Genomic DNA, 25,726 nt, shown 5'->3' with positions numbered 1-25,726 from the left:
CGGCACCCGAGTACACGATCTTGCTCGGGTATCGATTCGACCGGAACAGCCGGTTGGGAGAAACCGGACCCCTCGGCGCGGGAGCGACTGCGACTCAGCCGTCGGACGCACCGTATTCGCTGACAGCACCGAGGTATTCGGTGATCGCGGAACGATTGTGCTCGAGGCGGCGGATCCGCTCGTCCATCCGGTCACCTTCGCCCTCGGGCGTCGCCGGCATCTCGGGTGCGGCGTCCGGGAAGTACCGCCCCGGCCTGGACTGGACCAACGACGACCAGCCGTACCCGCGGCGGGTACCCGGCCTGTTCAGCGTCTCCAATTCGGTGGAGTTGAACGACAACACAATGTTTCTCGGCACCGGGCTCACCGGTCCCGATTTCGTCCGGATCGTCCGGGACCAGCCCGACCAGTTGTGGACGGAATCCGCGATCGGCGGCCGCGTACCGGCCCTGGCACTGCGTCCTTTCGTCACCGGTCAGGCGTTCCGGGCACGGTATCTCGACGAGGCGCCCGCGTATATCGTCGAACACCCCGGGGTCCGGGTCACCACCAGCGACGAGATCGCGGCACACTACGCGGCCGGCCGGACCGGCGACGGGCTCAGAAGTACGTCCCGCTGAACGGATGCGCGTCGACCTCGAACAGTACGTCCGCGGCCGCCGCGGCACCGGGCCGATGCTCGGTGACGCGGCCCGCGAGCGCGAGATGACGCCAGCGAGTGCCGCCGAGATAGGCCGCACCCAGGGCGGCGATATCGGTGGTGAGATCGGCGGGTTCGTCCACCGCGGTCACAGTGCCGTCCGCGATCCGGTAGGTCCCGGTGTTGGTGGTCAGGAGCGGGTCGGTCACCGCGACGGTCACCGCCGGCCCCGGCCGGTAGGCGCGGCGGGCCAGCGCGGCCGGTACATCGATCAGCCGCAACCAGGTCTCGTCCCGGATATCGGTGACCCGCAGTGCTCGTTCGTCGGTCAGCAGATACCGCAGCGGGGAGTCGGGCGCGGACGCGTTCAGTACGACCGCGTCGACGATATCGGCACCGAGCAGATGCCGGACCAGGCCGATATAGGCGGCCGGAGTGGTCGCCACCAGATCCTCCACCACCACGGTCCGCCGCGGACCACGGGTCCATTCGGTGGACTCGGCGGCGCGGTAGCGGACGAACCCGTCCTCCGCACCGGGTTCTCCGTGTACGGCGATATGACCGTGCCCCCGCATCAGCTCCTGTAACCGCCACCAGTACGGGGGACGATCGATGGCCCCGGTCCACGCCACGTCCGCGGTGGCGTAGATCTTGGCGGGCACCTCCCAGGCGTCGGCGGGCGCGAGTAGTCGAACCGGCCCGGCCGCGGGGACGGTATCGCGGAGGCGGGCCCGGTGCACATCGATCTCGCAGCGGGCCGAGGACCCGGCGACTCCGTACCCGAACCGTTCGTAGATCCCGCCCTGGGTGGCTCGCAGCGAGGCCACGACCTCCCCGCGCGCGGCGATCTCGCCGAGTTGCCGGCGCAGCAGCGCGCTCGCGATCCCCTGCCGGGCATGCGTGGACAGGACCCCGACATGGGTGACCGCGGCGTGCGGGAGGCGGTCACCGCCCGGCGCCACCAGCCAGCTGGTGTACGAGTTCGCCGTTCCCACCAGGGCACCCTCGACGCGCGCACCGAGCGTGCGACCCGGTTCGTGCAGCGAATCCCCGGCCTCCGCCGACAGCGGCGGGACACCGACCATCGCGGTACGGAACACCTGCTGCGCGGTACGGAGATCCGCCGGATCGGTCAATATATCGATATCTATGGGCATATCGGGTCACTCCGGTGGGTCGGGCTCGATGCGGACACGCGCCGGGCACAGCCGGCCCGCCCGCTGTTGCTCATGGGAAACCTTGTCATATCGGGCGCGGCGCTAGATCACGCACGGTGCCGAGCCCGGCGCCGCCCCCGCGGCCAGGCCCGGCCGCGTCTCCGGTACCGGATCCCACCGTCCCGCCGAGCAGGAGTAGTCCCACCGGGGACCGCGGGCGACCAGCGATCGCACGGCGTCGAGGAGGCGATCGATATCGGCGGCCGTGGTACCGAGGCCGATACTGGCACGCAGCGCGGCGTCGATACCGAATCGGGCCAGCAGCGGATGTGCGCAGAAGCGGCCGTCACGTACGCCGATCGCGTGTTCCGCCGACAGATACGCGGCGACCCGTCCCGCTTCGAAACCGGCGACGGTGAAGGCCACTATTCCCACGCGATCCGGGCTGTCGGCCCAGATCCGCAGGCATCGGACACCGGCGATCCCGGCGAGTCCGTCGCGTAACCGGTCGGTGAGCACACGCTCGTGCGCATCGGCGGAGTCGCCGAGTCCGGCCAGCACGTCACAGGCCGCGGCCAGCGCCGCGGCACCCAGTACGTTCGGTGAACCTGCCTCGTGCCGATGCGGGGCCGCCGCCCATGCCGCGGTTTCGGCGGTGACCTCGGTGACCGCGCCGCCGCCGGCCAGATACGGCGGGGCGGCGTCGAGCCAGTCGCGGCGTCCGGCGAGCACTCCGGCACCGAAGGGCGCGTACAGCTTGTGGCCGGAGAAGACCACATAGTCGATATCCGTGGCGCCCAGATCGATTCGCCGGTGCGGCGCCAGCTGTGCCGCGTCCACCACGATCCGCGTGCCGTGGCGGTGCGCGAGCGCCGTGAGCTCCGCCAGCGGCAGCACCTCCCCGGTGACATTGGACGCACCGGTCACCGCGAGCAGGGCGGCGGGCCGCGCGCGCAGTTCCGCGGCGACCCGGTCGATCGTCCCGGCCAGAGTGTCCGCCGCGGACACCACCCGGCGGCCGCGCCGGGTCCAGGGCAGGAGATTCGCGTGGTGCTCGATATCCAGCACCACGGTATCGCCCGGCACACAACCGGCCAGCAGGTTCAGCGCGTCGGTGGTGTTGCGGGTGAACACGACCTCCTGATCGGCGGCGCAGCGCAGGAAATCACGCACGGTTTCGCGGGCCGCCTCGTAGCACTGGGTGGAGATCCGCGAGGCGTAGCCCGCGCCACGGTGCACACTCGCGTAGTACGGCAGCAGCCCGGCGACCCGATCGGCCACCTGTGCGAGAGCCGGAGCGCTGGCCGCGTAGTCGAAATTCGCGTAGCCGCGAGTACCGCCCTGTACCAGCGGAACCCGCAGCTCGTCGCCGGATACCCGGGCGAGGGCGCAGGAGGGGTCGAGTACAGCGGTCATCACGTGATCCCTTCGTGGAGGGACTCCGGATCTCGGGTGAACGGAGTCCGCGCTTGCCGCGCTCGGTCGAGCAGCGGCCAGGTCGTCACCCGGGGCACCCCACCGCGGAGGAGGGTTGCCGGCCAGCAAGCCGGGGCTTCACGCTGGCACTCATGACCTGGTGCGAGGTTGTCAGAGGACCTCCGGGTTGTCAACTCGACCCGACGACGGCTCGATTTCGGCGCGGCCCGCTCGTCGCCGCGCGCACCCACCGGTCCGCCGGACCGGGTCGTCCGCACCGCCGGTTGCGACCCGGCCGAACCCGTCCCCCGGGTGCCCGCTCAGGAACCGTAGAACGGATCGCCCTCGACCGATTCCGACAGGCGGCCGTCCACGCCCTGCGGTACATCGCCTTCGATCGTCACCCGGTAGAGCACCCGATCGTGTCCGAGGTGCCCGGCATCCGGGATCGCGAGGTGCGCGGTCGCGCGGTTGTCCCAGAACGCGATACTGCCCGGCTGCCAGCGGAAGCGGACGGTGTACTCGGTACGCGTCGCCGCTTCCCACAGGGCGTCGAAAAGATGCGAGCTCAGCCGTGGTCCGAGCTGACGGATGTTCTTGGCCCGGCGGGTGAAGCCGGGGCTCACGAACAGTGCCCGCTCCCCCGTTTCCGGGTGCACCCGGACGACCGGATGGAAGGTGCGCAGCGGGTTGCTGGCGATCGCCTCGGCCCGGCTGCTGCGCCGTGCGGCGCGATTGTCGAAGGTGTGTTCGGCGTCGAGGGTGTCCAGGAAGTCACGCAACTCCGCGGGCAGGTTCGCATAGGCGGCCACCAGATTGGTCCACGCGGTATCCCCACCGTAGGGCGGCAGGATATCGGCCCGCAGGATCGAGAAGGCCGGCGGATTCACCAGCGCGGTGACATCGGTGTGCCAGCTGCTGTCGTAGGACGTGCGTTTACGCCCGTATTGCACGTCGTAGCGCCGGCTGTCGATCGGCAGGATTTCGGGGAACCCCTCCGGCGGATTGTCCTCGTAGGGGTGGGCCGGAGTCACCTTCCCGAATCGGCGCGCGAAGGCGATCTGTTCCGCGTGCCCGATCGTCTGGTCGCGGAAGAACACCACCTTCCATTCGAGCAGTGCCTGCCTGATCTCGGTGATCACCTCGTCGGAGAGATCCCGGGAGAGATCGACTCCGGCGATCTCGGCGCCGGTGTAACCCGATTGCGGCAGCACCGTGATCGCCGGTGCCGCGGAAATGGGTTCTGTCGCTGAGATTGTCATCGGAAACACCGCCTGATTCGTCCGGACGAGATATCGGGGAAAGGCTATGTCCGGCCCGGTCGATTACCCGACCGTTGGGATCGGCAAGATTTTCTGCACATTCGGTCGAGTTCGGCTCGAGATCCGCTCGCCGACCGAGAATTTCGAATCACGGTGATCCGGTTCGTAGCCCGGACCGGGAATACGGCGCATCGTTCTCTCCGTACGACCACCCCTGCCGGTCGGCCGATCACCAGCAAGCGAACAGGAGCCGCCCCGATGGCCGAATACCTCTGGTACATCCCGAATCAGGTGGCCGCCGGGCATCGCGGTGATGCTGTCACCGCCGATCACAACAGTCTGGAAACACTGACTGTCCAGGCTCGGGCACTCGAAGAGTACGGCTGGCAGGGCGCGTTGATCGGTACCGGCTGGGGACGGCCGGATACGTTCACGGTCGCCACTGCGCTGGCGGCCCGGACCACCACCTTCGAACCGCTGGTGGCGATCCGCCCCGGCTACTGGCAACCCGCCCATTTCGCCTCCGCCGCGGCGAGTCTGGACCATCTGACCGGAGGCCGCCTGCGGATCAATATCGTCTCCGGCAAGGACGATCTCGCGGCCTACGGGGCGGCCGAGGAGGATCAGGCCGACCGCTACGCCCGCACCCGGGAATTCATCCGGCTGGTCCGCCGGTTGTGGACCGAGGAGAACGTCACCTACCGGGGTGAGCACTACCGGGTGGACGGATCCACCGTTACGCCGCGGATCGAGGTACGCGGGGGCCGTCCGCACCCGAAGCTCTACTTCGGTGGCGCGTCGGCGGCCGCCGAGCGGGTCGCCGCGACCGAAGCCGATGTCCAGCTGTTCTGGGGTGAACCGCTGGCCGGGGTCCGCGAGCGCATCGAACGGCTGCGCGCGCTGAGCGCGGACCTCGGACGTTCGCTGCCGCCACTGGAATTCGGCCTGCGGATCACCACGTTCGTCCGTGATACCACCGAGCAGGCGTGGGCCGATGCCGAGGCGAAGGTCGCCGAGATGGCGACGAAGCACGATCCGGGGGCGCGCCGCCGGGAGGCGGTCGGCCAGCAGCGGCTACTCGATCTCGCCGCCCGCGGTGAGGTCCTCGACGACAACCTCTACACCACCCCGGGCACCGTCGGCGGTGGGGGCGCGGGAACCACCTGGTTGGTCGGTTCCGCCGAGGAGGTGGCGAAATCGCTGCGCCGCTATCAGGATCTCGGCGTCACCCATTTCGTCCTGTCCGATACCCCCTACCTACCGGAGATCCGCAGGCAGGGGGCGTCGCTGCTGCCGCTGCTGCGCGACTGAGCGCACCGGTTCAGAGATTCAGCCCGGTCCCGTGGATGCCGTGCTCGTCGATGAGGGCGAGCTCGTCGTCGGTGAGCTCCGGGAACTGCAGGGCGGCGATATTGTGATCGAGCTGTGCGGTACTGCTGGCACCGATCAGCGCCGAGGTGACCTCGGGCCGGCGCAGTACCCACTGCAGGGCGAGCTGCGCCAGCGATTGACCGCGCGCGGCCGCGATCTTGTCGAGTTCCGCCGTCCGCCGGCGATAGGTCTCGTCGATCACATCCGGCGACAGGAATGTGCTGTCGGCCGCGCGGGCGCCCTCGGGAATACCGGTCAGGTATTTATCGGTCAGTAATCCCTGCGCCAACGGCGAATAGACAATGGTGCCGAATCCGTCCTGCCGGGCGGTGTCCAGCAGGCCGTTCTGTTCGGGCCGCCGATCGTAGACGGAGTACCGGGTCTGGTGGATGAGCAGCGGTACACCCGCCGCGCGCAATAATTCGGCGGCCTCGTGGGCGCGGTCGGGCAGGTAGTTCGAGATACCGATGTACAGCGCCTTGCCCTGCTGCACCGCGGCGGCCAGCGCGTTCACCGTCTCCTCCAGCGGCGTCCCGGGATCGGGGCTGTGATGGTAGAAGATATCGACGTGATCGGTGCCGAGATCACGCAGGCTGTGTTCGAGCGAGGTCAGCAGCGATTTACGGGATCCGCCCCGCAGATAGGGGCTCGGCCCGATCGGGTTCCCGGCCTTGGTCGCCAGAATCAGCTCGTCCCGGTAGGGCGCGAGATCCCGGGCGAGTACCCGCCCGAAGTTCCGCTGCGCGGCCCGATGCGGCGGGCCGTAGCGGTCGGCATTGTCGAAATGGGTGATTCCCAGATCGAATGCGTGCAGGATGATCTCGCGCTGTGTCTCGAACGGGTAGTCGGTGCCGAACTTCTGCCACAGCCCGAAGGAGAAGGCGGGCAGCTCGAGTCCGGATTCGCCACTGCGCCGATACGGGAGCTCCTCGTAACGATCCGCGGCGGCGCTGTAGGTCAGGTCGAAGGGGCCATAGCTCATCCGGACAGTTGACCATCGACGTATCGGCGAAAGCGACGGGTCTGCTCACCCTGATCGAAATCTCCCATCCGAACGTACCGGCGCGCCGGTCGTGGCCGACCTGTTCGCCCGGCGCGCTCAGTTCCCGGTCCGCGCCGCCAGACCGTCGAGCACCTCGAACCGCTCGGCGGGTACCGCGATATCCATCCACACCGGAGCCTCCGCGCCCGCACCACGGGTGAACCCGAAGGTGAAGAACGAACAGCACTGCGATTCCCGCGCGGCGAGTTCGCGCGCGGCCGCCTCGGCGTTCGCGCTCAGCTCCACCCGCAGCCGGGTCGGCGACAACCGCACGATACTGCGCGCCGCATCCCGGAAGAGGGCGTCGAATTCGGCGACCCGCAGCGGCTGTTCCCGGGTCGGCAGGGTGCACACCTGCACCGGTACCCATGCCGAACCGTGGTCGCCGTCCGCCGCAGTGGCGCCGATCGCGCCGAGCCGGTTGTGCTCGCCCATTTCGTATCCTCCAGCGATTCGTGCACCGGATCCGCCGACATGATGTTCCGGTACCGGTGGCAACCACCACCGAACCGTCGTCATTCCGGCCACCGCCGAGAAGGGGCGCGCCGCGCACCGCGCGGCCACGAAACATCCGGTACCGGCGACAGCGCGGTCAGGCCAGCCCGCCGTTGACGTAGAGCACCTGCCCGTCGATCCAGCGGGCCGGGCCCGCGAGGAAGGCCACCGTCTCGGCGATATCGGCGGGTTCGCCGAGTCGTTCCAGCGGCGACATCCGGGCGAGCCCTTCGATGGCGGCATCGTCCTTACCGTCGAGGAACAGTGGCGTCGCGGTGGGACCGGGGGCCACCACGTTGACCGTCACATCGCGGCCGCGCAACTCCCGGGCCAGGATCAGGGTCATCGCCTCCACCGCGCCTTTGGTGGCCGCGTAGGCGGCATAGCCCGGCTGCTGGAGCCGGATCACCGAGGACGAGAAATTGATCAGCGCGCCACCGGGGTTCAGGATGCGCGCGGCCAGCCGCGAGACGACGAAGGTCCCGCGGACATTGGTGCGGTGCATCCGGTCGAACGCGTCGAGATCGAATTCGGCGACCGGCCCGAGCAGCATGATGCCCGCGGTGTTGACCACCACGTCGATCCCGCCGAAGCGTTCGGTGATCTCGGTGAACAGCTGTTCCATCCGCGCGGGATCGGCCACGTCCCCGCCCAGTGCCGTCGCGGTCCCACCGTGGCCGGTGATGGCGGAGACGACTTCTTCGGCCCGTCCGGCGTTACCGGCGTAGTGCACGACAACGGTCGCTCCGTCCGCGGCGAGGCGTTCGGCCACCGCCCGTCCGATACCACCGGAGCCACCGGTGACCAGGGCTATACGATCGGACGACGCGGGCACGGGCACCTCCGGGGACGTCACTCGAGTGCGGCACCGGCCGGCGGAACCACACGAATTCCGCGTCGATCCTCGCATCGGTGCTCGTGATCGAGCGACGACACGCGGGCGCGGCGCCGGCGAACAGATCGCGCACCGCCGGCGGTCTCCCGGCGCGGATACATCCGGCGCGAATACGGCCGCCGGGTCCGCGTGCTCCCCGCCGGACCACCCGCACTCGGCGACGTCGCTGTCCCGGTGTCAGTACAGTGGAAAACCCTGGGCCGCCAGAGATTCACGCAGCCGGTCCCGGCCCTTCAGCGCTTGTGCCGACGCCAGCCGCGCCAGCACCCGGGCGGTCCACGAATGCGACAGGTCCTGTTCGGCGTAGAACTGCGCGATCCGCTGCTCGTAATCGTCGATCCGGCCGGATTGTGCGGGCCGGTAGATTTCCTCGTGCAGCACGGCGGCCTGCGGCAGGCGCGGTTTGACCCGGGCGCCCTCCACCGGATCCGGTGTACCCACCACCAGCCCGACCACCGCGAACACACCCGAGGGCAATGCCAGCTCGGCCGCAACCTGTTCGGGGTTGTTGCGGATCGCGCCGATATAGACGGTGCCCAGACCCAGCGATTCCGCCGCGACCACCGCGTTCTGCGCGGCCAGCGCGGCATCGAGGAACGCGACATAGCTGGATTCCAGATAGTCGGCTCCGTCCAGCGGCGCACCCCGCCCGGCGGCCAGGCCGCGCAACCGGGCGAGGTCGGCGGTCCACACCAGCAGCAGCGGAGCCTGCCGGATCTGTTCCTGATCGCCGGCCAGGGCGGCCAGCCGCGCCTTGCGCTCCGGATCCCGCACCGCCACCACACTCCACACCTGCAGATTGGAGGAGGTGGGGGCGGACTGGGCTGCCGAGATCAGCAGTTCCAGGACACCGTCGGGCAGCGGATCGGGCAGATAACGCCGTACCGAACGGTGCTCGTGCAGCACCTGTAGCACCTGATTCCATTCGGCCGGGGGCGTCGGTGCGGGATCACGGTAGCGCTGGGCCACCACCTGGTCCGGGGACGGGGCGATCTGGGTCATGGAGCCATCGTCGCCGCCCCGGCGTCCGCGGTCAGCGGTTGGCCGCACCTCGAGCCGAACCGCGGCCCACCGCGTCCACCGCTCGAGCGCCGGAAAGATCCTCCGACAGGTCTCGCGCCTCGACACCTTCGGGCAGCTGCACCTCTTCGATCGACTCGGGCCGGTCATCGTATTCGAGCCGCAGCGCCCGGCAGATTGTCGCGTGCATGTCGTACAGCGTGGTGATGTAGGTGAGCTCGAGGATCTCTTTATCGCTCAGCTCGCCCCGCAGTACCTCGAACACCTCGTCCGCGACTCGGCCGCCGTCGTAGACCAGCGCGTCGGTATAGGCCAGCACCGCCCGCTCGAGCGGCGAGAAACTATCACTGACCTGCCAGTGCGGCACGGCCGCGATCTTCTCCTCGGGCACGCCGAGCGAGCGCATCTGCTTACAGTGCTGCGAGAACACGAACTGGCTGCCCCGGGCGAAACCGGCCCGGCTCTGGCCGAGTTCGCGCAACGTCGGATCCAGGGTCGCGTTGCGGTACACCGCGAAGCCGCGGACCGCGTGCCGGAAAACATCGGGGGACTGGGCGAACACGGTCCACCAGTCGCCGGGCGTGGCATGGACGGTACCGTGATCTACCGCCGGATCCTTGTCCGGCCCGAACAGCCGGTCGTAGTAGAACAGGATCCGTTCGTCGGTGACTTCGGCACGCGGGATCTCACGCAATCTGGGCACGGTGGTGCTCCTTTCGGCTCAGTGCGACGCGGGGACGCGGCGGTCGGCGGCGGTCTTCGGTTCGTGCGAGATATCCGCCTCGGTGAAGGTGCGTGTCCAGCAGGCGAATTCGAGCAGCACCCCGTCGGGGTCCTGGAAGTAGAAGGAACGTACGAAGGTCCCCGGATGCACCTCTCGCGACACCCCGGCGCGGCTGTCGTCGTGATTGAGCACGCGACTGACCTCGATACCTTCGGTGCGCAACCGCTCGTAGTATTCGTCGAATTTCTCCGGCGGGACGGCGAAGGCGACATGGTTCATCGAACCCACCGCGCTGACGAGTTCGCCCGCGTCGGGCAGCCCCTTGGGTGCGGCCACGCCGGGCGCCGCGTCCGGTGCGTCGGCGAGCCAGAAGAAGGCGAGCGTATTACCGTTCCCGCAGTCGAAGAAGAAGTGCTGCCCCAGGTCTCCGGGCAGTTCGATGGTCTTGATCAACGGCATACCGAGTACGCCTGTATAGAAATCGATGGTCCGGCGCATATCGGAGCACACCAGCGCGAGATGATTGATCCCGCGTAGTTCGTACCTCGGGTCGGTGTCGTTCATCGCAATCCTTCCTGTGGGCGACAATGTCGCGTACGCGGCCACGGCGGCGGCCAGCGGGAGGAGCGGAACATGACTTGACAGTCATGTCAGCTTCAGGAATAGTCTGTCCCGTGGCGAAGTCATCTGTCAACAGCTCACCCGCCTCGGTCGACACACTGACCCCCCGGGGACGCAAGACGCGTGACGCACTCCTGGACGCGGCACGTACCGTCTTCGAAACGGTCGGCTTTCTCGATGCGCGGGTGGAGCAGATCGCACAGGAGGCCGGGGTCTCCTATGGCACCTTCTATCGGTACTTCGAGTCGAAGGACGATGTCTTCGGGGAGCTGAGCAATCGACTGTTCGAGGATATGCACCGCCGGGAACCCGCGGCAGCCGGCCTGTCCCCCGCCGAACGATTGATCGCCTCGAACCGGTCGTACTACCAGGCCTACCGGCGCAACGCGCCGATGATGGCCATCATCGAACAGGTCGCGACCTTCAACGACGACTTCCGCCTGCTGCGACACGAACACCGCCGCCAGCTCATCGATCGCACCGCCCGCGCGATCACCCGCTGGCAATCCGAAGGCCTGGTCCCCACCGGGCTCGACCCCGAACTCGCCGCCCGCGCCATCTCCGCCATGGTCGACCACACGCTGTACCTGTGGCTGATCCAGGGCGAGGACGCCGACGAGGAAGCGCTGCTGGAGACGCTCGACAAGATGTGCGTCGGCGCGCTGTATCTCGACCGAACGCCCTGACCGGCGCCACCGCGTCGTATCGCACGAATCCGGCTCCTGCGCGGGACACCCCGTTCGCTACGACAGTTCCCACCCTCTGCCGTTCCGAGGAGGCAAGTATGACAACGGATTCGCAGCCCGGCGCGGACGCGCCGCCGCGCGGCCCGCTCGATGGCTACCGCGTGCTGGAGTTGGGGACCCTCATCGCGGGTCCCTACTGCGGCCGCCTGCTCGGTGACCTGGGCGCCGACGTCATCAAGGTCGAAGCGCCGGATCGTCCCGACCCGCTGCGCGAATGGGGGCAGGCCGAAGGTGGTCACCAGTACTTCTGGACAGTCCACGCCCGCAACAAGCGCTGCGTCGGTATCGATCTGCGGACCGACGCGGGTCGCGCGATCTTTCTCGAACTGGTGCGTACCGCCGATGTGGTCGTGGAGAGTTTCCGGCCGGGGACCCTGGAACGCTGGGGGCTCGGCTACGACGTCCTCACCGCGATCTCGCCCGGCCTGGTACTCGCCCGGGTATCGGGCTACGGCCAGACCGGCCCCTATGCCGCGCGGCCGGGTTACGCATCGGTCGCCGAGGGCATCAGCGGCCTCCGCCACCTCAACGGGTTCCCCGGTCAGGCCCCGCCTCGGATCGCGCTGTCCCTCGGCGACAGCCTCGCCGGGATGTTCGCCTTCCAGGGTGTGCTCGCGGCGCTGCTGGTACGCGAACGCACCGGGCGCGGGCAGATCGTCGACGCGGCACTCACCGAGGCGTCGCTGGCCATCCAGGAGTCGACCGTCCCCGACTATCACAAGACCGGCCATATCAGGCAGCCGTCGGGCACCCGGCTGGACCGGATCGCGCCCTCGAATCTGTACCGCGCGAAGGACGGCCTGTGGGTCATCATCGCGGCCAACCAGGACACCGTGTTCGGGCGGCTGGTCGCGGCCATGGGCCGGCCCGAACTGGCGACCGACCCCCGATACATCGACCACACCGCGCGCGGTCGCAATCAGGACGAGCTGGACGAACTCATCGCGGCGTGGGCGGTGGATTTCACCGCCGCCGAACTCATCGATCTACTGGCCACCGCCGGCGTCGTCGCGGGCCCGGTCAATACGGTCGCCGAAGTGATGGCCGACCCCCAGTTCCTCGCCCGCGATCTCTTCGTCGATCATCACGACCCCGCGGCACGACCTACCGACCCCGAATACGATCCGGTACCGGTCAAAGGCGTCGGAGTCGTACCCAGGCTGAGCGAGACGCCGGGCGGGGTGCGCTGGGGCGGCCCCGGCCGGCCGGGTACCCATACCGACGAAGTCCTCGGCGAGATCCTCGGCTACGACGGCGACCGGCTCCGCGAACTCCGGGCGCAGGGAACCGTCGCATGACCGCCCCGCGGCAGGTCGATATCCGTGAGGTCGCGCCCCGCGACGGCCTGCAGATCGAGGCACCTGTCACCACCGCGGCGAAACTCGAACTGATCGCGGCTCTGGTCGCCACCGGAGTCGGCCGGATCGAAGTCACCTCGTTCGTCTCCCCGCGCGCGATACCGGCACTGGCCGACGCCGAAGCGGTCGCGGCCCAGTTGCACCGCTGGCCGGACGTGACGTTCTCGGCGCTGGTCGCCGGCTTCGGCGGGGTCCGGCGCGCGCTCGCCGCGGGTATGCCCCGGCTCGAGTACGTGGTGTCGGCCTCCGACGGGCACAGTGTGGCCAATGTCGGTCGCACCAGCGAAGAGTCGATCGCACTGATCGGTTCCGTCGCCGATCTGGTCCATCGGGCAGGCGGTGAGCTCGAGGTGATCATCGCGATCGCCTTCGACTGTCCCTTCGACGGACCCACCCCGGCACACCGCGTCGCCGAGATCGCGGCGCGCGCGGTGGCCGCCGGCGCCGACAGCCTTTCCGTCGCCGATACCGTCGGCACCGCCACCCCGCGCCGGACCGCGGAGGTCGTCGACCTCGTCCGCGCCGCGGCGCCGGCCGTGGAGATCGGTCTGCATCTGCACAACACCCGGGGGCAGGGCCTGGCCAACGCGTGGTCGGGATATCTGCACGGTATCCGCCGGTTCGACGCCGCCGCAGGTGGTTTCGGTGGCTGCCCGTTCGCCCCGGGGGCCAGCGGCAATATCGCGACCGAGGAACTGGTCTATCTGTTCGAGGACAGTGGTATCGCCACCGGAATAGATCTGCCCGCCGCCCTGGATGCCGCGAATATCGCCGCCACACTGCTCGGCAGGTCCGCCGACAGCAATCTGCTCCGCGCCGGTGGGCGCCTGATCCCCTCGTCCGTGCCCCAGCACTGAGCCCGTCGCGGGCCGTGCCGGCGGACCAGGTTTTGCCGAAAGTAGAGGACCAGAGATGAACGAACTCGCCGATCGATTCTTCGCCGCCGTCAGCGCCGGTGACGAGGCGGCGCTGACCGAACTGTACGACCCGGACGCCCGGATCTGGCACAACGACAAGAACGCCGAGGAAACCGTCACCGAGAATCTGCGCGTACTGCGCTGGCTCTCGCGCACGCTCGAGAACATGCGCTACGAGGATATCCGCCGATACCCGCTGCCTCAGGGTTTCGCGCAGCAGCACGTCCTGCGCGGAGAAATCCCGGGGCACGGCCCGCTCGACGTCCCGGCGAGCATGTTCGTCGAAGTCCGCGCCGGGCGCATCGTCCGGATCGACGAATACGTCGACTCCGCGGCGACCCTGCCACTACGCGAACTCGCCACCCGGAAGCAGCGGTGACGGCGATGGACAGCCGACTGACCGAACTCACCGGCCTGATGCGCCGGTTCATCGACGACGAGGTCATCCCCCAGGAGCCCACGCTCGCCCGGGACGACGACCAAGCCCGCGAGGTGCTCGCCGGCTTGCGTACGCGAGCGAAGGAACTGGGGATCTGGGCGCTGGGCCATCCGGCCGAGGTCGGCGGCGGTGGACTGCCGTTCCTCGACTTCGTCTACCTCAACGAGATCATCGGTCGTTCCGAGTTCGGGCAACTGGCGGTCGGCTCGGTGTCCATGCAGGACACACTCATGCTGCATCAGCACGGCACCGAGGAGCAGCGGCAGCGCTGGATCCCCGGCCTGGTGTCCGGGGAGATCCTGCCCTCGGTGGGGCTCACCGAACCCGAGGTGGCGGGTTCGGATCCGACCCTGATCGAGACCCGCGCCGACGTCGACGGCGACAGCTGGGTCATCAACGGGCACAAATGGTTCACCACCGGTGCGGAGCAGGCGGCGTTCTGCACCGTGTTCGCCCGTACCGAACCCGACAGCGAGCCCCGGCACGCCCGGATCAGCGCGATCATCGTGCCGACGGACACACCCGGCTTCGAGATCGTCCGTTCGATCCCGACGATGGGGCACGATCCCAGCGATCACTACGAAGTACGTCTCACCGATGTCCGGGTCCCGCTGGAAAGCCTGCTCGGGGAGCGGGGTAGAGGCTTCGCGGTGGCACAGGACCGGCTCGGCGCCGGCCGGATCTTCCACGGTATGCGCTGGCTGGGTCAGGCCCAGCGGGCCTACGAACTCATGTGCGCCCGCGCCGGCACCCGCTTCGCCCACGGGTCGCTGCTGGCGGAGAAGGGCGAAATCCATCGCTATATCGCCGAATCCGCCGCCCAGATCCACGCTGCGCGACTCATGACCCTGGATGCCGCGCAGGCGATGGACAGCGGGGCCGATTACCGCGTACGGGTCGGACTGGTGAAATTCTGGGGTGCCCGGATGCTGCACGATGTCGTCGATCGCGCCATCCAGGTGCACGGCGCGCTCGGTCTCACCGCCGATACCCCGCTGGAACGGATGTACCGCCAGGCGCGGTACGCCCGCATCTACGACGGTCCCGACGAAGTGCACCGGATGTCGACGGCGCGCCGCCTGCTGCGCGACCCCGGGACCGCACCGTGGCTGTGACAACTCCGCCGACCTTCGCCGACGGCGTAGGAGCAATCCTCGGCACAGCCGTCGGCACCGAACTCCGCCTCACCGGCCTGCGCCGGCTCACCGGCGGTGCCAGCCGCGAGATCTTCGCGGTACATGCCGTCGACGACACCGGACGTGAATACAGCGCGGTTCTCCGCCGAGACCCACCGGGACAGGGCGATATCGCGCGGATGCGGGCCGAGGTGGCGTGTCTGCGGGCCGCCGGCGCGGCCGGTGTACCGGTTCCCCGAGTGCTGGCCAGTGGCGACACCGCACCCGGTATCGACGCCCCCTACTTGCTCATGAACACCGTCGCCGGGGAGTCGATCCCGCGAAAACTCCAGCGGGACCCCGAGTTCGCCCCGGTGCGGGACAGTCTGGCCGAAGAGTTCGGGTACCTGCTGGGTCGTATCCACCGCACCCCGGTGGATACGCTCACCATGCTCGACGACCGGGATCCCCTGGACGCCATCGAGGAGACCTATCGCGCCCTGGCCGAACCCCGGCCGGTGGTGGAGATCGGCCTGCGGTGGCTGCGGGAGAACCGGCCGCCGCAGCGATCGGCGTGCCTGGTGCACGGCGATTTCCGGCTCGGCAATCTGCTCGTCGACACCGGCGGAATCCAGGGTGTACTCGACTGGGAACTGGCCCATCTCGGCAACCCGATCGAGGATCTCGGCTGGTTGTGCGTGCGCGCCTGGCGTTTCGGCGCGGCGGCTCCGGTGGGCGGGCTCGGCACCCGGGACCGGCTACTCGACGGCTATCAGCGCGCCACCGGTGACCGGCCCACCGCGGCGGAACTGCACTGGTGGGAGGTGTTCGGCACCCTGAAGTGGCTGGTGCTGAGCAGGTTCCAGGCACAGCGCCATCTCGGCGGTGCGGAACATTCCCTCGAACTGGCCGCGATCGGGCGGCGGGTCTGCGAATCCGAATACGACCTGCTCGACGTCCTCGGCCTGCTCGACTCCGTGCCCGCCCCTGGTGCACCCGAGGATCCCGCACCCGGTGTCCAGGATCGCCCCGATATCACCGAGATCCTCGATCTCGTCACCGGAACTCTCACCGAGGATATCGGTCCGGCCCTGTCCGCCGACGCGCACCAACAGCGCTATCTGCTGCGTATCTGCGTCTCGCTGCTGCGGATCGCCGAGCGGGAACTGCGGGCCGGCCCCGGACCGACGGCGGCGGTGCACGAGATGCTTCGCGCCCTGGACTGTTCCGCGGAGGCAGAACTGGCCGAGCGGTTGCGTGCGGGTGTCCTGTCCGATGGCGACATGCGGGTCCGCACCGTGGTGACAGCCGCTGTCGTCGCGCGGTTACGTGTATCGAATCCGCGCCGCCTCGACTGATCAACCGCGGATCGGTACCGCCGATCGGACCTCGGATCCCGCGCCCACCGCGCCGCGCGATCGGACCGCCGCACTGTCACAACGAAAAACCCGGTTCCGGCTCATAGCCGTGACCGGGTCTTTCTCATGTTCCGCAGCAGCCCCGGGAGATCGACCGGGCCATGACACGAGCAGGGCCGGCCGGTGGTCGATGCACCGGCCGGCCCCGTCCCTCATCCCTCGGGTGCGAACCGCTCCCGGAGCTCTCTTTTCAGGATCTTGCCGGTCACGTTCTTCGGTAGGGCGTCCACGAACTCGACCCGGCGCGGGACCTGGAAACCGGCCAGATGCTCCCGGCAGCCGGCGATGATATCGGCGGCCACGACGGTCACACCGTCGCGCGGCACCACGACCGCGCAGACCACTTCACCCCAGGTTTCGTCGGGTACGCCGATCGCCGCGGCTTCCGCGACGGCGGTCTGCCGGTAGAGGGCCTGCTCCACCATGAGCGAGGCGACATTCTCCCCGCCACTGATGATGAGATCTTTCTTCCGGTCGACGATGTAGACGAAACCTTCGTCGTCCTGCCGGACCAGATCCCCGGTGTGGAACCAGCCGTCGGTGGATGCGTCGGCGGTCGCCTGCGGATCGTTCCAGTACCCGGCCGTGACCTGATCGGCGCGCACCACCATCTCGCCGATCTCCCCGGCCGCGACATCGGCGAAATCCTCGTCGACGATCCGGATATCGGCCAGCCGCATCGGTTTACCCGCCGACATCAGCAGGCCGGTTTCGCCGGCCGCGGCGCGACGATGCGCCGCGGAATCCAGATGCAGCACATTGCCGGCGAGTTCGGTCATGCCCATCCCCTGGTAGAAGTCACAGCCGAACCGCTGCAACCCCTCCCGCAGCACCGCGGCCGGAATCGCCGCCGAACCGTAGCCCACCGCTTGCAACGTTTTCAGCGCACCCGGGTCCAGCGCCGGGTCCCGGAGCAGGAAGCTGATCATGGTGGGTGCCAGGCCGGTCTGCGTGACCTGCCATTCGTCCACCAGCCGGAGGAAGGTGGCGTTGTCGTAGGCGCGCAGGAATCCGACGGTGGCGCCCAGCAGATGGTTGACCAGCGTGACGTATCCGCCCACATGGCACAGCGGGAAGCAGAACAGGAACACCGTGTCCTCGGGCAGTTCCCACTGCAGCGCCGACGAGGTGATCCCGGCGAGCAGGTTGCGGTGACTGAGCATCACCCCCTTCGGGGTGCCGGTCGTCCCGCTCGTGTACACCAGCCAGGCGGTATCGTCGGCGGCCGGGCGAACCGGCGGCTCCGAAGTATCCGCGCGGCCGACGAATACGTCCCATTCCGTCGCGGTTTCGACGGCGCCACCGATCGACACCACCGTGTGCACAGTGGGGACCTCCGCCCGTATTCGTGCCACCAGGTCGGCGAATTCCGCGGCGACGACGAGCACAGCGGCACCGGAATGCTCCAGCAGTGCCATCACCTGATCCGGGTGGGACCGGAAGTTCAGGACGGTCAGCGCCATTCCCGCCATGGGCACGCCGTAGTAGCAGTCGAAATACTCCGTGCAGTTCCCGGACAGGATCGCGACCCGATCGCCGGGCGCGGCAACGCCCAGCAGGGCATTGGCCAGGCGCCGGCTCCGATCACGCAACTCCCGGTAGCCGATTCGCTCGTCCTCGAATCGCAGAGCGATCCGGTCCGGATGTTTACGCGCGCCGTATTCGACGATGTCACCGAGCAGCATCGGTTCCGCTCCCTTTCCGCCGCGTCCCCGCGAACGTTGTCGTCACGGCCCTCATCTGATCGCCAGGGGGTTGATCGGCGAGCCGATACCGCGCGTGAACTGCAGCGGCGGCCCGGCATAGAAGAAGTCGTACCGGCCGTCCGCGGCGCACGCCGCGGCCAAATCCTCGAAGTCGAGCATCTCAGCGAGGGTCAGTCCCATATCCCGGATCAGCACCATATGGAGCTCGAAGGCGGTGCCCGGGTTCTCACCCGGCATCACTTCGACCGCCCAGTTGTCCGAGCCGACCACGGCCACATCACGTTCGCGCAACCACGTCGCGCAGCTCAAGCTCAGTCCCGGCTCTCCCGCCATGAACCCGGCGGCGTCGCCGTCGGACAGGAACTTCTTCCGCCAGCCCGTCCGGATCAGCAGGATATCGCCCGCGCCGACGGTGACCCCCTGGGCCGCGGCGACCTCGTCGAGTTCCTCCGGGGTGATCGCTGTCCCCGCCGCGAGCCAGTCCACGCCGCGCGCCTTCGCGATATCGAGCAGGACGCCGCGCCCCGCGATACCCCCCGCCTGGGTATGGATACCGCATTTGGCGGCGCCCTTGACCGAGACGCCGTCGCCGGGGAAACCGTTGTAGAGCTGGTCGTCGTAGTGGACATGGGCCAGCGAATCGTATTGCGAGCCCGCCTGCAGCGGCATGAACACGTAGTCGTCGGCCCATTTGAAGCCGCCGGGCAGTACCTGTTCCTGGCCGTTCTCCGACATCAAGCGGATCGGATTGATGCGCAGGCCACCGGGCTGCGGACCGTCGCCGTCCAGTGGGATACCCAGGTGGAACACCTCGCCGGTGCGGATCGAGGCGGCCGCGGCGGCGACCCGCTCGGGGGTGATCAGATTCGTGGTCCCCCGTTCGTCGTCGCTCCCCCAGCGACCCCAGTTGCTCACTTCTCGCCCGAGCGCGCGCATATCCGGAACTGCAGGCACCGATGCCTCCTGAATCACTGATAATGACGTGACAGTCATGTCAACTTCCGAGGCAAGTGTGATGGCTGACACGCCGGCTGTCAAGGGTGGGACCTGCGCCCGGATCACCCACCTCGTCTGGATACCGGAGATCCGGGCGGGCCGCTGATCAGCACCGGAACGCCACCAGGGCGACCCACGGAGGCGCGCACCGACGCACCGGCACGACCACACAACTCCGGAACCAGGTGCGCCGGCAACAGGTGCACCGGGGGCGAGCCCGGCGCGAAACCATTTCCGTGACTCGCCCACCTCACCTACGCGTGCGGCACGGAAACCGTTACGCGGGAACCACTCCCACCCTTGCCGGCCGAACCCCGCAGGACCGGCCGAACATACAGAAGTGGCGCCGGCCTACCAGCCGCCGACGTGCACGATGCGGTCCAGATCCGTCCGGGCGGCGGGTTTGAAATCAGTACCCTTCGTGTACGCGACCGGGAGCAGCGCGCCCTGGGACACCGTGTCGTACGGGATTCCGAGAATATCGGCCGCCTCGCGCTCGTATCCGAGATGCAGGGTGGTCCACGCCGTACCGAGGCCGCGCGAACGGGCCGCCAGGCAGAAGCTCCACACCGCGGGGAACAGTGACGACCAATGGGATGCGCTCTGCGCGCTGGGCGCCTCGTCCACCCGGCCCTCGATACACGGAACGAGCAGGGTGGGTACCTCCCCCATCTTCTCCGCCAGATACGTCGCCGAACTCGCGATCCGCTGCCGGGCCGCATCGGCCGCCGAGTCCGCGCCGACCTGGTTTCCGGGGAAGTACTTCGAGGCCGCGTAGCGTTCGAACGCCTTCCGGTACAGCTCCCCCAGCCCACGTTTCTGCTCGGCGTCGGTGACCACCACCCAGTGCCAGCCCTGCCGGTTGGAACCGCTCGGCGCCTGCACCGCCAGTTCGATACACTCCCGCACGACCTCGAGCGGGACCTCGCGATCGAGGTCGAGTCGCTTGCGCACCGCCCGGGTGGTGGACAGCAGTTCGTCGGTCGACAGGTCCAGCTCTATCGGCACAGTTGCCCTTTCGATCGGACCGGGCACCACGCCCGGTTCGGCTGTTCGGATCCACTTCGAGGCTAATCGAGGCAGCGCACGCGGAGAGCCGCGCACGGACGGCTCACGAATGCCGGATTTGCGATAGTTGATTACTGCAAGCAACTGATCTAGTTTTAGTTAGCGAAGGGAACTAACCACCGTTTTGGAGTCATCGTGCCAGTCTCATCCGATACCACACAGAACCTCCTCGGTGAACTGTTCCTGATCAGCCGCGCTCTCCGGAGCACCCTGGCCCATTCCGACGCGGGCCAGCTCCTCCCCGGCGGGCTCGGAGTACTGTCCACCCTCGAAACGGTGGGCCCCTGCCGGCAGGTGGGCCTCGCGGCCGATCTGCGTATCACCCCGTCGGCCATGAGCCGGCACATCACCGAACTGGCCGCCGCCGGATATATCAGCCGTACGGCCGATCCCAGCGACGGCCGCGCCAGCCTGGTCCAGCTCACCCCCGAGGGCCAGGATCTACTGCATCGCGTACGGGCATTCCACACCCGGCACCTCCAGGAGACCCTCGGCGACTGGACCGAGGACGACGTGGAGCAGGCGTACCAGGTGGTACGCCGCCTCCGGAATTCCCTCAATTCCCGGGACCGCTGTGGCACGGCGGACGAGAACCCGCAGGTTTCGAAAGAGAGAGCCGATGTCTGACACCGAGGCGCCAGCCTCTCGCGATCCGCTCGCCATGAGCCATCGCGAAATCCTCGAAGCGATGACCGGTCTGCTGGCGGCGCTGTTCACCGCACTGCTCAGCACGACCATCGTCGCCAATGCCCTGCCCACCATCATCGGCGATCTACAGGCCTCACAGACCGCCTACGCCTGGGTCATCACCACCGCACTGCTCACCAACGCGGCCTCGACGCCGATCTGGGGCAAACTGGCCGACCTGTTCAACAAGAAGACCCTGGTGCAGCTGGGCATCGTGATCTTCGTCGTCGGCTCGGTCATCGCCGGGTTCGCGCACAATGTCGGACTGCTGCTGGCCGCTCGTGCCCTCCAGGGTGTCGGTATGGGTGGTTTGACGGCGCTGGTCGTCGCGATCATCGGCAGCATCATCCCGCCCCGCGAACGCGGCCGGTACTCCGGATACATGGGTGCGGTCATGGCGGTCTCGATGACCGGCGGTCCGATCCTCGGCGGTGTCATCGTGGACAGCCCGCTCGGCTGGCGCTGGTGCTTCTTCATCTGTATCCCGCTCGCCGTTATCGCCCTGCTGCTCCTGCAGCGCACGCTCCGGCTGCCCACCACCCGCAAGAAGGGCGTCAGCATCGACTGGCTCGGCGCCACCCTGCTCACCGCGGGTGTTTCCGTCCTGCTGATCTGGGTCTCCTTCGCCGGTAAGGCCGACTACTACGAGTGGTGGTCCACCGAGTCGGCGATCTTCGTGGGCGGCGGCGTCCTGCTGCTGGCCCTGACGGTGTTCGTCGAATCGCGGGTGAAGGATCCGGTCATCCCGCTCAAGATCGTCACCGAACGCACCACCGCGCTGGCCATCATCGCCTCGATCGCCGTGGGTGTGGGCATGTTCGGTGCCACCACCTTCCTCGGCCAGTACCTCCAGACCGCCCGGGGCTACTCCCCCACCGCCGCCGGTCTGCTGTCGTCTCCGATGGTGGCCGGAATGCTGGTGGCCTCGGTGGTCTCCGGTCAGCTCATCACCCGGTTCGGCAAATGGAAACGTTTCGTCGTCACCGGTGCGGCCCTGCTGGTGATCGGGTTCGCCTTGCTGTCCACTGTCGATCACGCGACCGATATCTGGCTCATCGGCTGCTTCATCACCCTGACCGGCGCGGGCGTCGGCATGATGATGCAGAACCTGGTGCTGGCGGTCCAGAACACCGTGAGTGTGCAGAACATCGGCGCGGCCTCCAGCAGCGTCGCCTTCTTCCGCACCTTCGGCGGCGCCATCGGAGTCTCGGTACTGGGTTCGGTCCTGGCCTCCCGGGTGAGCGAACTGTCCACCGCGCGGTTCGCCGAGCTCGGGATCCAGACGAACTCGTCCGGTAGCGGAAACCTCGATCTCACCGCGCTCCCCGCGCCGATCGCCGAGATCGTGCGCTTCGCCTACGGTGACGCCACCGGGCGGATCTTCCTGATCGCGGCGGTCACCACCGTAGTGGCGCTCATCGCCGCCGCCCTGCTCCCGAACCGCCCGTTGCGGCGCACCATCGATATCGAGACGCCCGTGGACCCCGCGGCGGCCACCGATATGGAGCCCAAGGACCGGGTGCCCGACGATCTCGCCGATCTGGATAGCACCCCGGCGGCACCCGAGCCCGCGGGCCGCCACCACGCGCCGGTGGCCGCGGAAACCGACGATCCACGAACCGAACCGGCACCGGTACCCGTCGGCGCGCTCACCGCACAGGCTCCCACCGGCCAGAACGGCCACGGCGTGTACAGCGCGGCCGTCGCCGACCGGAATTCGCTACCGGTCTCCCGGTACTCCGGAGCAGGTGCGGAGAGCGGATCGTTCCACGGCCGGATAACCCGCGAGGACGGGCGTCCCGTACCGAGCACTGCGCTGACCCTGATCGACCAACGCGGACACCAGGTCGCGCGGGCCGCCGGAGCCACCGACGGGGACTTTACGATCAGCGCGCCCGGACCGGGCAGTTATGTGCTCATCGTGTCCGCCCCGGGACATCGGCCGACAGCGGTCAATGTCGCGCACGCAGTACAGCCCCAGCGCATGGATCTCACCCTCTCGGGGCTGGGCGAACTGTCGGGTACGGTCCGGTCGACCCGCGGCGGTACCCCGCTGGCCGGGGCGACAGTGACCGTCACCGACCAGTACGGCGAGGTCGTCGCGTCGGCCGCGTCCGCCGCGGACGGCGCCTACCTCTGCCACGGCGTGGTGCCGGGGACCTACACCCTGGTGGCGGTCGCCGAGCATATGCGTCCGACCGCGACAGCCCTGACCGTGCCCGACAGCGGCCGGCTGCGCCACGATATCGACCTCGCCCCCATGGCGGTGCTGACCGGATCCGCCCGCGCGGACGGTGGCCGGGCGGTGGCGGATATCCAGATCACCGTCCTCGACGCGACCGGCGACGTCACCGCCACGGCGCGCACCGACGCGGACGGCCACTACACCGTGCCCGATCTCCCCGAGGGGCAGTACACGGTCGTGGCCCGTGGATATCCGCCGGTCACCGGGCAGATCAGTATCTCCGGCGAAGAAGTCGGCTACGACGTCGAACTCGGATACGGAACAGACGGCGAGAAATAACAGAACGGCCGCGGGGCGGTCCGGTACGGACGGCCCCGCGGCAGGTTCTCCGAGCGTGACCATCGGCCGAGTTCCGATGTTGCCGGACCCACGTGGGACGAGCGGGCCGAGATCGTCTCCCGCCCCGGCGAGCCCGGTCGATCGGGACCGCGGCTCGATCACGGCCGAGCCCGCGGACGACCGACCGCGGGCATATCCATGACCGTCACCGGCACCGAGGTAACAGCCCGAGCCGACGACCTCGGTGCGGCCGGACCGCACGGTGGAGAACACAGTGCGATCGAGGAGTTACGGGAGCCGCCGGACGATCGCTCGAACACACCGGTGTTCTTCGAATTACTTTCCGCACTGTTTGTTTTCACCACGCTGCCACGTGCGATTCCCGGCCCGACCCAGTGCATGCTCACGCCAGAATTCGGAATCTCCTCCGTGACGTAGCGATCGATCGCCGTATCCCTCCGACCGCACCACCTCGGTTCGAGGAAGCCTCTCCGAACGAGGCCGGTGTGGTGAACGCAATGGCCGACAGATCCCCACACGCACCAGGCCGATTTCGACCGTAGCCGGGAAGAGTTCGACGCCGGGCATTCCCGGTGCCGGGCCCCTCTCTGTGACCGACGGTCTGCCCCGACGAGCGAACTGAGCGGCTTCCGGACGCACGCGAGGGACGCCGGCGATCCGGCCGGTTTCGACCGCCGGTGGTCCGGCGCGACCTCGGCGCGACCTCCGGCGCGGCCGTCGGTGACCGCACCGTGATCCAGCCGGCGGAAATTGATAATTCCTTGTCTGGTATCCGCTTTGCGAGCGGCGAAAACTAGGAGTGCTGCGCAGATGATATCCGTGCTTTCACTCCGACCGAAGGATTGTGCGATGTCCACCAGAATCACCAAGATCTTCGCCGCGACCGCTATCGCTCTGTCCCTGGGCGCGCTCGCGGCTCCCGCCGCCTCGGCGGCAACCCCCTCCGCCGGCCCGATCGAAGGTTCGGTCGTGATCGGCATCTGCGTTCCGCTGGGAAGCGCCACCGTCTGCATCTGAGAATCCGCTCGCCCGGTAACAGCGCCGGTCACGCGAGTGCCCGAATGTCCCGGCCCGCCGGGTGAGTCACGTCTGTACCGCTCGTCGGATCCAACCGGAGGAGCGCGCGTTGCTCGTCGAGGAGCGTGCGCCGGGATGAGCAGGTCGCCACCACGCGCGACCTGCTCATCCGTTTTCGTTGGGACTCACTGCGGTGCGGTGTTGTGACGCCGGAGCACATCGAACAGTGGATCGGCGGGGCCGATATCGAAAGTCGGGGTGCCCGTTCGGGGATCGGGCACGAAGGCCCACAGCAGCGCACCCGCGGTGCCGGCGGCCCGCTGACCGGTGATCTTGCGGTCGATATCGGCGGCACGCCGATCCCGCTCGGCTCGCGAACCGTCGCAGTACTGTCCGATTTCGCCGACCAGCAGCGCCGTACCGGTAGCCGCGGCCTGCTCGATCCGGCGAGCCAACCCGTTCCACCGGTCACCGGGTAGCGCGATACCGTCGGCCCCGTAGTCGTGGTACTGCACGATATCCACCTGGGGCGATTCGGCGATATAGCGGTAATCGTCCGCGGCGGAACCACACTGGCCTCCGCCGAGCAGTCCCGCGGTGATGAGTTGTCCCGGCGCGAGCCGGCGCACCACCGCACCCGCCTCGTCCATGAAGGTCCGCAGTACCCGGGCGGCGTCGGGTGGGCACGTTCGTTCTCGCGCACCGCTGCCGCGATCGGCGCATACGCTGGTCTCGGGTTCGCCGACGAGTTCCCAGGCGGCCAGCGCACGGGCGGACCGCCACCTGCCGACCGCGGCGATCACCCAGTCGCGAAAGGACGCGGCCGCACCGTGCGGCGCGGTCCGCCAGCCGTCGGCATACCAGTCGTATTCCTTGAACACCTCGTCCTCGCAGGCGCCGTCCTGGGCGGTCAGTACCGGGATCACCCACTGCGTGTGCCCGGGCGGCGGCCGCGAACACCGCGTCGATCGGAGACCAGTTCCGCAGACCGGTGACTTTATCGGTGGCCAGCGATTCGAAGGCGTCGAAACGGGTGAGGGAGTTCGAAGGTAGGGCGGCGAAATAACGGTC

Annotated in this window: 26 protein-coding genes, 1 pseudogene and 1 riboswitch; of the genes and pseudogenes, 13 read left to right on the top strand and 14 right to left on the bottom strand. The window is 68.4% G+C overall.

The features are described 5' to 3' along the window. Nucleotides 1–94: 94 nt before the first annotated feature. Nucleotides 95–340, bottom strand: a complete 246-nt coding sequence (locus ACWEWT_RS04210; RefSeq protein ID WP_452555983.1) for a hypothetical protein — start codon at nucleotides 338–340, stop codon at nucleotides 95–97. Here ACWEWT_RS04210 and ACWEWT_RS04205 point away from each other — a divergent pair. After that, nucleotides 330–620 (top strand): hypothetical protein, encoded by a 291-nt coding sequence (locus tag ACWEWT_RS04205; RefSeq protein WP_452555981.1) that lies wholly within the window; start codon nucleotides 330–332, stop codon nucleotides 618–620. The genes ACWEWT_RS04210 and ACWEWT_RS04205 overlap by 11 nt on opposite strands. Here the strand turns inward: ACWEWT_RS04205 and ACWEWT_RS04200 are convergent. The 3 genes from ACWEWT_RS04200 to ACWEWT_RS04190 form a co-directional block, all read right to left on the bottom strand. Further along, entirely contained in the window at nucleotides 601–1,797 is a 1,197-nt protein-coding gene (locus ACWEWT_RS04200) for a GNAT family N-acetyltransferase (RefSeq protein WP_452555979.1), read from the bottom strand. The genes ACWEWT_RS04205 and ACWEWT_RS04200 overlap by 20 nt on opposite strands. 102 nt (nucleotides 1,798–1,899) lie before the next feature. Continuing rightward, the gene (locus tag ACWEWT_RS04195) at nucleotides 1,900–3,213 is read right to left on the bottom strand and encodes an aminotransferase class V-fold PLP-dependent enzyme (protein WP_452555977.1); all 1,314 of its coding nucleotides are present in this window, start codon (nucleotides 3,211–3,213) and stop codon (nucleotides 1,900–1,902) included. Nucleotides 3,214–3,257: 44 nt separating this feature from the next. Beyond that, nucleotides 3,258–3,371: riboswitch (SAM riboswitch) on the bottom strand. A 162-nt stretch (nucleotides 3,372–3,533) separates the two neighbouring features. After that, nucleotides 3,534–4,475, bottom strand: coding sequence for a TauD/TfdA dioxygenase family protein (locus tag ACWEWT_RS04190; protein ID WP_452555975.1), 942 nt, complete (start codon nucleotides 4,473–4,475; stop codon nucleotides 3,534–3,536). A 258-nt stretch (nucleotides 4,476–4,733) separates the two neighbouring features. On the opposite strand from ACWEWT_RS04190, the gene ACWEWT_RS04185 reads away from it, so the two are divergent. Continuing rightward, complete coding sequence (locus ACWEWT_RS04185) at nucleotides 4,734–5,786, top strand: LLM class flavin-dependent oxidoreductase (protein ID WP_452555974.1); 1,053 nt, start codon at nucleotides 4,734–4,736, stop codon at nucleotides 5,784–5,786. Nucleotides 5,787–5,796: 10 nt separating this feature from the next. Here ACWEWT_RS04185 and ACWEWT_RS04180 read toward each other — a convergent pair whose 3' ends face one another. From ACWEWT_RS04180 to ACWEWT_RS04155, 6 genes are all read right to left on the bottom strand, one after another. Then, complete coding sequence (locus ACWEWT_RS04180) at nucleotides 5,797–6,828, bottom strand: aldo/keto reductase (protein ID WP_452555972.1); 1,032 nt, start codon at nucleotides 6,826–6,828, stop codon at nucleotides 5,797–5,799. 117 nt (nucleotides 6,829–6,945) lie between these two features. Beyond that, the gene (locus ACWEWT_RS04175) at nucleotides 6,946–7,323 is read right to left on the bottom strand and encodes a hypothetical protein (RefSeq protein WP_452555970.1); all 378 of its coding nucleotides are present in this window, start codon (nucleotides 7,321–7,323) and stop codon (nucleotides 6,946–6,948) included. Nucleotides 7,324–7,480: 157 nt separating this feature from the next. Beyond that, nucleotides 7,481–8,218, bottom strand: coding sequence for an SDR family oxidoreductase (locus tag ACWEWT_RS04170; protein WP_452555968.1), 738 nt, complete (start codon nucleotides 8,216–8,218; stop codon nucleotides 7,481–7,483). Between the two features lie 237 nt (nucleotides 8,219–8,455). Further along, nucleotides 8,456–9,280, bottom strand: a complete 825-nt coding sequence (locus ACWEWT_RS04165) for an NADPH-dependent oxidoreductase (protein WP_452555966.1) — start codon at nucleotides 9,278–9,280, stop codon at nucleotides 8,456–8,458. A gap of 31 nt (nucleotides 9,281–9,311) precedes the next feature. After that, nucleotides 9,312–10,001 carry a carboxymuconolactone decarboxylase family protein gene (locus ACWEWT_RS04160; RefSeq protein ID WP_452555964.1) on the bottom strand — a complete coding sequence of 230 codons (690 nt, stop codon included), beginning with the start codon at nucleotides 9,999–10,001 and terminating at the stop codon, nucleotides 9,312–9,314. Nucleotides 10,002–10,019: 18 nt separating this feature from the next. Further along, the gene (locus ACWEWT_RS04155; protein WP_452555963.1) at nucleotides 10,020–10,586 is read right to left on the bottom strand and encodes a VOC family protein; all 567 of its coding nucleotides are present in this window, start codon (nucleotides 10,584–10,586) and stop codon (nucleotides 10,020–10,022) included. Between the two features lie 110 nt (nucleotides 10,587–10,696). On the opposite strand from ACWEWT_RS04155, the gene ACWEWT_RS04150 reads away from it, so the two are divergent. From ACWEWT_RS04150 to ACWEWT_RS04125, 6 genes are all read left to right on the top strand, one after another. Then, the gene (locus ACWEWT_RS04150; RefSeq protein WP_452555961.1) at nucleotides 10,697–11,329 is read left to right on the top strand and encodes a TetR/AcrR family transcriptional regulator; all 633 of its coding nucleotides are present in this window, start codon (nucleotides 10,697–10,699) and stop codon (nucleotides 11,327–11,329) included. 98 nt (nucleotides 11,330–11,427) lie between these two features. Next, nucleotides 11,428–12,687: a CaiB/BaiF CoA transferase family protein gene (locus ACWEWT_RS04145; RefSeq protein WP_452555959.1), complete on the top strand. Its 1,260-nt coding sequence runs from the start codon at nucleotides 11,428–11,430 to the stop codon at nucleotides 12,685–12,687. Then, nucleotides 12,684–13,604: a hydroxymethylglutaryl-CoA lyase gene (locus ACWEWT_RS04140; protein ID WP_452555957.1), complete on the top strand. Its 921-nt coding sequence runs from the start codon at nucleotides 12,684–12,686 to the stop codon at nucleotides 13,602–13,604. Before ACWEWT_RS04145 ends, ACWEWT_RS04140 begins: the two co-directional genes overlap by 4 nt. A gap of 55 nt (nucleotides 13,605–13,659) precedes the next feature. Continuing rightward, nucleotides 13,660–14,043, top strand: coding sequence for a nuclear transport factor 2 family protein (locus tag ACWEWT_RS04135; protein WP_452555955.1), 384 nt, complete (start codon nucleotides 13,660–13,662; stop codon nucleotides 14,041–14,043). A 5-nt stretch (nucleotides 14,044–14,048) separates the two neighbouring features. Beyond that, nucleotides 14,049–15,218 carry an acyl-CoA dehydrogenase family protein gene (locus ACWEWT_RS04130; protein WP_452555953.1) on the top strand — a complete coding sequence of 390 codons (1,170 nt, stop codon included), beginning with the start codon at nucleotides 14,049–14,051 and terminating at the stop codon, nucleotides 15,216–15,218. Beyond that, a complete protein-coding gene (locus ACWEWT_RS04125) occupies nucleotides 15,209–16,576 on the top strand; it encodes a phosphotransferase (protein ID WP_452555951.1) in 1,368 nt (455 codons plus the stop codon). The genes ACWEWT_RS04130 and ACWEWT_RS04125 overlap by 10 nt, the downstream gene beginning before the upstream one ends. A gap of 212 nt (nucleotides 16,577–16,788) precedes the next feature. Here the strand turns inward: ACWEWT_RS04125 and ACWEWT_RS04120 are convergent, their stop codons facing one another. The 3 genes from ACWEWT_RS04120 to ACWEWT_RS04110 form a co-directional block, all read right to left on the bottom strand. Next, nucleotides 16,789–18,321, bottom strand: coding sequence for an AMP-binding protein (locus ACWEWT_RS04120; protein WP_452555950.1), 1,533 nt, complete (start codon nucleotides 18,319–18,321; stop codon nucleotides 16,789–16,791). A gap of 51 nt (nucleotides 18,322–18,372) precedes the next feature. Further along, a complete protein-coding gene (locus tag ACWEWT_RS04115) occupies nucleotides 18,373–19,278 on the bottom strand; it encodes a cyclase family protein (RefSeq protein WP_452557663.1) in 906 nt (301 codons plus the stop codon). Nucleotides 19,279–19,689: 411 nt separating this feature from the next. After that, nucleotides 19,690–20,340 carry a nitroreductase family protein gene (locus ACWEWT_RS04110; protein WP_452557662.1) on the bottom strand — a complete coding sequence of 217 codons (651 nt, stop codon included), beginning with the start codon at nucleotides 20,338–20,340 and terminating at the stop codon, nucleotides 19,690–19,692. A 201-nt stretch (nucleotides 20,341–20,541) separates the two neighbouring features. On the opposite strand from ACWEWT_RS04110, the gene ACWEWT_RS04105 reads away from it, so the two are divergent. The 5 genes and pseudogenes from ACWEWT_RS04105 to ACWEWT_RS04085 all read left to right on the top strand — a co-directional run bounded on the left by ACWEWT_RS04105 (nucleotide 20,542) and on the right by ACWEWT_RS04085 (nucleotide 24,655). Next, complete coding sequence (locus tag ACWEWT_RS04105) at nucleotides 20,542–21,033, top strand: MarR family winged helix-turn-helix transcriptional regulator (RefSeq protein WP_452555948.1); 492 nt, start codon at nucleotides 20,542–20,544, stop codon at nucleotides 21,031–21,033. Further along, nucleotides 21,026–22,562 (top strand): annotated as a pseudogene (locus ACWEWT_RS04100) (MFS transporter); the annotation flags it as partial. The gene ACWEWT_RS04105 and the pseudogene ACWEWT_RS04100, both read left to right, overlap by 8 nt. Before the next feature lie 32 nt (nucleotides 22,563–22,594). Further along, nucleotides 22,595–23,617, top strand: coding sequence for an MSCRAMM family protein (locus ACWEWT_RS04095; RefSeq protein WP_452557661.1), 1,023 nt, complete (start codon nucleotides 22,595–22,597; stop codon nucleotides 23,615–23,617). A gap of 198 nt (nucleotides 23,618–23,815) precedes the next feature. Next, nucleotides 23,816–24,055 carry a hypothetical protein gene (locus tag ACWEWT_RS04090; RefSeq protein WP_452555946.1) on the top strand — a complete coding sequence of 80 codons (240 nt, stop codon included), beginning with the start codon at nucleotides 23,816–23,818 and terminating at the stop codon, nucleotides 24,053–24,055. Between the two features lie 432 nt (nucleotides 24,056–24,487). Continuing rightward, the gene (locus tag ACWEWT_RS04085) at nucleotides 24,488–24,655 is read left to right on the top strand and encodes a hypothetical protein (RefSeq protein WP_452555944.1); all 168 of its coding nucleotides are present in this window, start codon (nucleotides 24,488–24,490) and stop codon (nucleotides 24,653–24,655) included. A 185-nt stretch (nucleotides 24,656–24,840) separates the two neighbouring features. On the opposite strand, the gene ACWEWT_RS04080 is transcribed toward ACWEWT_RS04085, so the two are convergent. Then, entirely contained in the window at nucleotides 24,841–25,581 is a 741-nt protein-coding gene (locus ACWEWT_RS04080; protein WP_452555942.1) for a beta-mannosidase, read from the bottom strand. Nucleotides 25,582–25,726: the final 145 nt, after the last annotated feature.

The sequence above is a fragment of the Nocardia sp. NPDC003963 genome, from assembly GCF_053605105.1.
Note: the sequence above shows the minus strand (reverse complement) of the source record. Positions and strands in the feature narration are given on the sequence as shown.